Raw genomic sequence first — 2,533 nt, 5'->3', positions numbered from 1 at the left:
TGCGTATTCCGGCGAACGTGACCGGTCATTACGGTGATCGTGACCGATTTGCACACGGCCTTCACGCTGGAGAGAGTTTTGTACGCTGAGCGGTCACGATGGGTCAACCGATTCCGTTTTTTGTGCGTTGGTTTTTCTCAGTGATTCCCCTTTCAGATTGAGTCGGTGAGCGCCGTGCAGGAGCCGATCCATGATGGCGTCTGCCAGCGTGGCGGAGCCGATGTAGTCATGCCAGTGCTCCGTGGGTAACTGGCTGGCGATGAGGGTGGAGCCCCGCCCGTGTCGGTCTTCGATCACTTCCATCAGGTCCTGCCGCTGCTGCGCCGTGATCTTCTGCATGCCCCAGTCATCCAGGATCAGCAGGTTGGTCTTCAACAGCTGGTTCATCAGCCGACCGTAGCTACCATCACCGTGCGCGATGCGCACCTGCTCGAACAGGCGCGGCACTCGCAGGTAGCGCACCGAGAGGCCTTGCCGGCAGGCCTGATTGCCCAGGGCACAGGCCAGCCAGGTCTTGCCGCAACCGGTAGGCCCGGTGATGCACAGGTTCAGGGACTGGCGGATCCAGTCGCTGCTCGCCAGGGCCGCCATACGCGAGCGTTCCAGTCCCCGGGGATGACGGTAATCGATGTCTTCGATGCACGCCGGCACGCGCAGGCGGGCGGCCTTGAGCAGCCGGTCCAGCCGACGGTTTTCCCGGTGCAGCACCTCCCGATCCACTAACAGGGCCAGGCGTTCCTCGAACGCCAGGTCATGCGTTTCGGGTTGAGCGCGTTGTTGTTCCAGGGCATCGCCCATGCCCGTCAGCTTGAGGTGGCGCAAGGTATCGAGGGTGTTGTGCGTTAGCATACGTTTCTCCGGGATCAGTGGTAGTAGTGGGGGCCGCGAACGTTGGTGTGAACCGGCAGCTCGGTCAGTTCCGGTGGCTCCTCGACCAACGGCAGCGGTAACTGATCCAGCCCCTGCTTCAGGATCGAGGTGATGCTCTGGTAACTGGCGGAGTGGATGGCCAGCGCCCGGGCACAGGCCTGCTCCAGGCGATCACGACTGTAGCGCCGACTAAGGCTCAGAAGTCCCAGGCAGGCGCGGTAACCATGTTCCGGATGAGGCCGATCCTTGAGCTGCTTCTGCACCACGCCCAGCGTGCCGGGGCCGATGTCATTGGCCCAGTTCAGGAACCGTCCCGGTGACCAGTTCTGATGGGCCTGGTGCGATTTAGGCATGTGTTCAGTCAGGGTGGCGAAGCGGCCCTTACCATGACGAGGATGTAGCGCCACTCGCTGCCCTTTGTGCATGACCTCCACGGAGGTGTCGGTCACCCGAACGTCCAGCTTCACCCCCACCAGGGCGTGGGGCACGCTGTATAGCCGCTTCTCGATCTCGATGTGATAGTCGATACCCGGCCGTGCCTTACGCCACTCGGCGTAGGTGTAGGGCGTGGCGGGGAGTGGTCGTAGTGCCGGTCGGTCGAGGGCATCGAACAGGCTTTGACGACTCTCTGTCCGTCCTTGGAACGGGCGTTGGTTCAGCGCTGGTAACAACGCGGCGATGGCGGCGTTCAACTCGGCCAGAGAGAAGAACGTCTGGTGCCGTAACCGGGCCAGGATCCAGCGCTCGACCAACAGCACGGCGGCTTCAGCCTTTGCCTTGTCCTTGGGCTTGTAGGGACGCGCGGGCAGCACCGCCGTCTGATAGTGAGCAGCCAGTTCAGCGTAAGTCTCGTTGATCTTCGGGGTGTAACGGTCCGCCTTGGTGACCGCTGCCTTGAGGTTGTCCGGAACCAGCAGTGCCGGCACCCCGCCGAAGAACGTCAGCATCCGTTGGTGGGAGGCGATCCAGTCCGGCAGGCTCTGGCTCCCGGTGGCCTCGGCGAAGGTGTAGCTGGAGGCGCCAAGCACGGCGACAAAGACCTGGGCCTGACGCATCTCTCCGGTGCTCCGGTCCACCACCGGCACGGTCGGTCCGCAGTAATCGATAAAGACCTTCTCGCCGGCCCGGTGAACCTGGCGCATGCTGCGCCGTTGCCGCCCCCGCCAGAGCCGGTAGTGGTGGCAGAATTGGCTGTAGCGGTAGGCCTTGTCGCCGTGGCGTTCCGTGTACTCGGCCCAGAGCAATTGCAAGGTAACGCCCTTGGTCTTGAGTTCCTGGTGGACCTGGAAGTAATCCGGCTCGGCAAAGCGTGAGGGCGGTGCCTTGACGGGGAACAGCCGTACTTCCAGCCAGGCCTCATCAGCATCCTCGGGCAACGGCCAAGTGATGCCCTTCGCCTGGGCCTGGCTGACGTACTTGCCGACCACGCCTTTGGAGAGACCACAGGCGCGGGCAATGCGGTCGTGGCTCAGGCCTACTTCGTGCTTGAGGCGCAAGACCTCGATGATCTGTCGCATGGAAATCCTCGCAGCCGGCATCCGCACTTCCTCGTGATGAAAAAGAAGGGTATGCCGAATAAAGTTGAAGAATTCCAGCGTGTTGGATGTGATTCCGGGGGAACGTGACCGATGATTCCGGCAACGTGACCAGCGATTCCGGAAAA

General features: G+C 62.4%; 2 protein-coding genes. Both read right to left on the bottom strand.

The window, feature by feature from the left end; translation table 11 throughout:
- Positions 1 to 93: 93 nt before the first annotated feature.
- Entirely contained in the window at positions 94 to 849 is a 756-nt protein-coding gene (gene istB / locus AC13CN_RS13915; protein WP_022522218.1) for an IS21-like element helper ATPase IstB, read from the bottom strand.
- A 14-nt stretch (positions 850 to 863) separates the two neighbouring features.
- The gene (istA, locus tag AC13CN_RS13910; protein WP_483053215.1) at positions 864 to 2,408 is read right to left on the bottom strand and encodes an IS21 family transposase; all 1,545 of its coding nucleotides are present in this window, start codon (positions 2,406 to 2,408) and stop codon (positions 864 to 866) included.
- Positions 2,409 to 2,533 lie beyond the last annotated feature (125 nt).

The organism is Vreelandella sp. L-25, assembly GCF_056857535.1.
Note: the sequence above shows the minus strand (reverse complement) of the source record. Positions and strands in the feature narration are given on the sequence as shown.